Origin of the sequence: uncultured Chryseobacterium sp. (assembly GCF_913776365.1) — a bacterium.
In the GTDB taxonomy this organism is placed as follows: Bacteria; Bacteroidota; Bacteroidia; order Flavobacteriales; family Weeksellaceae; genus Chryseobacterium.
The window spans coordinates 1-4,399 of record NZ_CAJYMO010000278.1 but is presented as its reverse complement, the minus strand read 5'-3'; the positions used below and the strand labels follow the sequence as shown (position 1 = coordinate 4,399).

The window sequence follows — 4,399 nt, the reverse complement described above, 5'->3', positions numbered from 1 at the left end:
ATGTTTCCGCCGAAGCTATAAAGCAGTTCATTCAGGATTTTGATCTTGAACTTACGGATTGTATCCGTACGAATTTTGAAGTAAAAAAGGATTTTGAAAAATTTGCCCGCGAAAATGCTGAATTTTTAAGGCTTTACGAAAAAGATTTAGACAAAACCAAAACCCTGGAGCAGATCGCCGAAACCATTAAGCAACCGAAAGAGAAAGTAGAGGAAGCGATTAAAGAAAAAGATCCCAATATTTTCGATAACGGGTTTTTCAAGTCTTCCGTTTCAAGCTATGGGATCGATAACCAATTGGGCGGCAACTATCAATTCGTTTACAATTATTTCGGTCATAAAACCAGTCTTCAGAAAAGGGATTTTATCGGCTACCGGGATCTGTTTTTCTACATTTCGGGCATGCTGGAACCGTTTTTAAACCCTCAGCAGATCAAAGACTGGGGCATCAACAAGCCGGCTGGAATCATCCTGTACGGCCCTCCCGGAAGCGGCAAGATCTTCTGGGCAAATAAGATTGCGGAAATTATCGGCTATCGGTTTAAAGAAGTGAAAAAACATTATCTCGGGACTTCGTATATAGATGGCAACCAGACCAATTTCAACGATTTTCTGGTAACCATGATGAAGGAAGACAAGGTTTTGTTGTTTATGGATGATTTCGATGAAATCATGATGGCAAGGAAGTCGGAAAACAATGTCGCCGCCTGCAACCTTGAAACCCAGGAAATCATTCTTCACCATATCTCCAGGTTTGAGCAGGAAGATCTTCTGATGGTAGGTTCGGCCAAATCCGTTTCCGACATCGACGAAGAAATTACCGCTCCCGGAAGATTTGATGTAATGGTTCCTGTTTTCCCTCCCAATGTGGCGGAGCGGGCGGAGATTATCCTGTATTCCATGACCAAAAACCTGGAGAAAGATTCGCTTTTATTTAAAATCCTAAAAAACAATAAAGCCGATAAGATTCCTTTCTGGCACGGCGTTTCAGCCAAAATGAAAGTCTTCAGCAACACCATGCTGATCGATTTTACCCAAAGCCTGAAAAAGAGGATCAAAAACCTTTACCAGAAAACCCGTAACGAAAACCTGAAAATAGACCAGAACCTTCTTAACGGAGCTCTGCGGGATGCTGCCGGAAAGCTGACAGGGGAATACCTCGATCAGATTGCCGTTTTCCTGAAAGACGTTACCATCAACAATTTCGACCAGTTCCAGTCCCGGATCAAAGAGCTGAAAAAAGAAGTGGATACCTACCGTGCGGTGGAAGAACCGCGACGCATCATTGGTTTCCATCACAATGAAGAAGGCGGAAGCCAGGGGTGATGGGTGATGGGTGAAAGGTCAATTTTGCTCTGCAAGTGAATGGTTAATGGTGAATAGTTAATGGTGAATTTTGGATGATTGTTAAACATAGATTTAAAAATTACCCACAATCAATAATTGATGCCATTTGATATTGAAGGGTTTATAACATTGAATAAAAAAGTTTCCAACTTCCAGTTTTGTTCTTCTAATCTACTAAGACATAGCCTCAATGAAATACCTGCCTTTTGAGCATATCATCTATATATCGCCTTTTCCTCAGGATGAAGTGATGGCGATCCTTTCCCGGTCTGTTGATCGAAAAACGGTGCGAATCTTTAAAAACGGACCTGTAAAAGAATACGAAGGTATCATCGATGGCCAACGTTTCAAAATCAGCAGGATCATCAGGGGGAGGAATTCTTTCCAGCCCCGGATTACCGGAACGGTTCAGCCGGATACCACCGGGACCAGAATCGAAATAAAGATGCAGCTGCATCTTTTCGTACTCATCTTTTCCGTATTCTGGGGCTTAATGGTGGCAGGATTTTTAATTGTTGATGTAACAAGTGCCAATATGAGCTACAGTTACGTTGATATACTTCTTCCGATATTTATGCTGATAATTTTTTATCTAATGGTCATCCTGGGTTTCAAAACGGAAACTAAAAAGTCAAGGAGGTTTTTTGAGCAATTACTTGATGCCAAAATAATATTGGATAAATAGAATAATTGCTAGAAAAAGCCAGGACGCGAATCTTTTGCAAGGCATAACTTTTTAAGATGCCTGGATTTTATCTGTGATAGAATTGAGCGCTGTTGATTTAAGGGAATAAATTCAAAGATTGTATCCGCTATAAAAATTTGACATTGTCAAATTTCTTGCGTCTTTCAGCAGCATAATGATCCAAATACCTTGCGCCTTTGCGCAACCCAACAATAACGGACAACAGAATCTACAGGTGTAAGGATCCGGCCGGCAGCAACCATCTATTCTATTTTGATCGTCAAACCTACACAATCCGGCCATAACGGAGTAAAAATTTCTTATTTTTGCAGAAATAAAAAATCGTGATCAACAACGACCAGATAAAAGAAATCCAATCAAGGATTGACGACCTCCATAAATATCTTCAGATTGATAAAAAGAAGATAGAAATTGCCAATGACGATGAAAAAACGGCTGCACCCGAATTCTGGGACAATCCCAAAACGGCGGAAGCTTTCCTGAAGCAGCTCCGGTCCAAGAAAAAATGGGTGGAAGCCTATGATGAGATCAATACCCAGTTTGAGGACCTTCAGGTATTGGTGGAATTTGCCAAGGAAGACCCGGATTCCGAAAAGGAACTGGATGCTACTTTCCCGCAGCTGGTGGAGAAAATCGAAGACCTTGAATTCAAGAATATGCTTTCCAATGAAGGCGATGAACTGTCGGCGGTGCTTCAGATTACGGCGGGAGCCGGAGGAACGGAGAGCTGCGACTGGGCGTCCATGCTGATGAGAATGTACACCATGTGGGCGGAAAAGCAAGGCTATAAAATCCGTGAGCTGAACTTCCAGGAAGGCGATGTGGCCGGTGTAAAAACCGTAACCCTTGAAATAGAAGGGGAATTTGCTTTCGGCTATCTGAGAGGGGAGAACGGCGTTCACCGGTTGGTAAGGATTTCCCCTTTCGATTCCAATGCCAAACGCCACACGAGTTTCGTATCGGTGTATGTGTATCCGTTGGTAGACGATACCATCGAGATCAACATCAACCCGGCCGATATTTCATTTGAAACGATGCGGTCTTCCGGAGCGGGAGGGCAGAACGTAAACAAAGTGGAAACGGCAGTCCGTCTCCGTCACGCGCCGACAGGAATCATCATTGAAAACTCCGAGTCGCGTTCCCAGCTTCAGAACAAGGAAAAAGCCATGCAGTTGCTTCGTTCCAGGTTATACGAAATGGAACTGGAAGAAAGGCTGAAAGCCCGTAACGAGATCGAAGCCAATAAGATGAAAATCGAATGGGGAAGCCAGATCAGAAATTACGTCATGCATCCGTATAAGCTGGTGAAAGATGTACGTTCCGGCTTCGAGACTTCGGATGTGGATTCCGTAATGAACGGAAACCTCACGCCATTCCTGAAAGCCTTCCTGATGGCGGATGGGACGGCCGTTTCGGACGATGACATGGACTTATAAAGATCGTGTTTAAATTTCGTTAAAATCTTATAATATATTTCCTTTTGACGTTTATTAATCCTATTTTTGTTGCTTATCAAAAGGTATGGAAGATTACAACAACTGGAGAGATTTATTAAATCCCGAGTTCTACATCAAACTGGGTGGGTTCTGGCTGATTCTATTTATTATTTTTGCCGAAACCGGTCTTTTTATAGGATTTTTTTTACCGGGAGACTCGTTGCTTTTCGTTTCGGGAATTTATTCAATCGATATCATCCAGGCAACTTTCGGTTCTACGGGAAGTGATTTTCTTGATACCTTCATTCTTGCTTCATCCGTAGCTTTAGCCGCCATTATCGGTAATGAAGTAGGGTATTACTTCGGAAGAAAAGCAGGTTCTACGTTGTACAAGAAACCGGACAACTGGTTGTTTAAAAAGAAATACCTGTACCAGGCGCATGACTTTTTTGAAAAGAACGGCGCACTGGCGATTATCATGGCGAGATTTTTACCGGTGGTAAGGACATTCACCCCGATTGTGGCCGGGATCGTGAAGATGGATAAAAAAGACTTTCTGAGAGATAATGTGATCGGTGCCGTACTGTGGTCGTTTTTACTGATTTTTGCCGGGCATTACCTGGATAAACTGTTCATCGACCAGTTCGGAATCGACCTTAAGAAAAAGCTGGAACTGATCATCATCGTAATCGTCCTGATCACCACTGTTCCGATTATCATTAAATTTTTATTCGGTAAAAAACAGGATTTCTCAAAATATGAGAACCATAATTTTGACGAGGAAGAAAAATAAGAATTACCAGTATAAGATATAGAATAACCTGATCATTGGAGCAGGTTATTATTTTGTATGCTATAGAAGAATCCATTACTCCGATTTTCTCCACCATCCGTAGACCTCCAATAATTCA

General features: G+C 42.2%; 4 protein-coding genes. All 4 read left to right on the top strand.

What is annotated here, in order from left to right; genetic code table 11:
• A partial coding sequence (locus QZ735_RS14640) for an ATP-binding protein (RefSeq protein WP_294249798.1) occupies nucleotides 1-1,325 on the top strand: 1,325 nt, incomplete at its 5' end.
• A 211-nt stretch (nucleotides 1,326-1,536) separates the two neighbouring features.
• A complete protein-coding gene (locus QZ735_RS14635) occupies nucleotides 1,537-2,031 on the top strand; it encodes a hypothetical protein (protein ID WP_294249796.1) in 495 nt (164 codons plus the stop codon).
• 344 nt (nucleotides 2,032-2,375) lie between these two features.
• On the top strand, nucleotides 2,376-3,488 hold the full coding sequence (gene prfB / locus QZ735_RS14630) for a peptide chain release factor 2 (protein WP_294221336.1): 1,113 nt from the start codon (nucleotides 2,376-2,378) through the stop codon (nucleotides 3,486-3,488).
• An 85-nt stretch (nucleotides 3,489-3,573) separates the two neighbouring features.
• Nucleotides 3,574-4,281: a VTT domain-containing protein gene (locus QZ735_RS14625; protein WP_294249794.1), complete on the top strand. Its 708-nt coding sequence runs from the start codon at nucleotides 3,574-3,576 to the stop codon at nucleotides 4,279-4,281.
• Nucleotides 4,282-4,399: the final 118 nt, after the last annotated feature.

What these genes read in the sequence shown, in the direction of transcription:
- QZ735_RS14635 (WP_294249796.1), top strand. Translation starts at nt 1,537, where the DNA reads ATGAAATACCTGCCTTTTGAGCATATCATCTATATATCGCCTTTTCCT.
- QZ735_RS14625 (WP_294249794.1), top strand. Translation starts at nt 3,574, where the DNA reads ATGGAAGATTACAACAACTGGAGAGATTTATTAAATCCCGAGTTCTAC.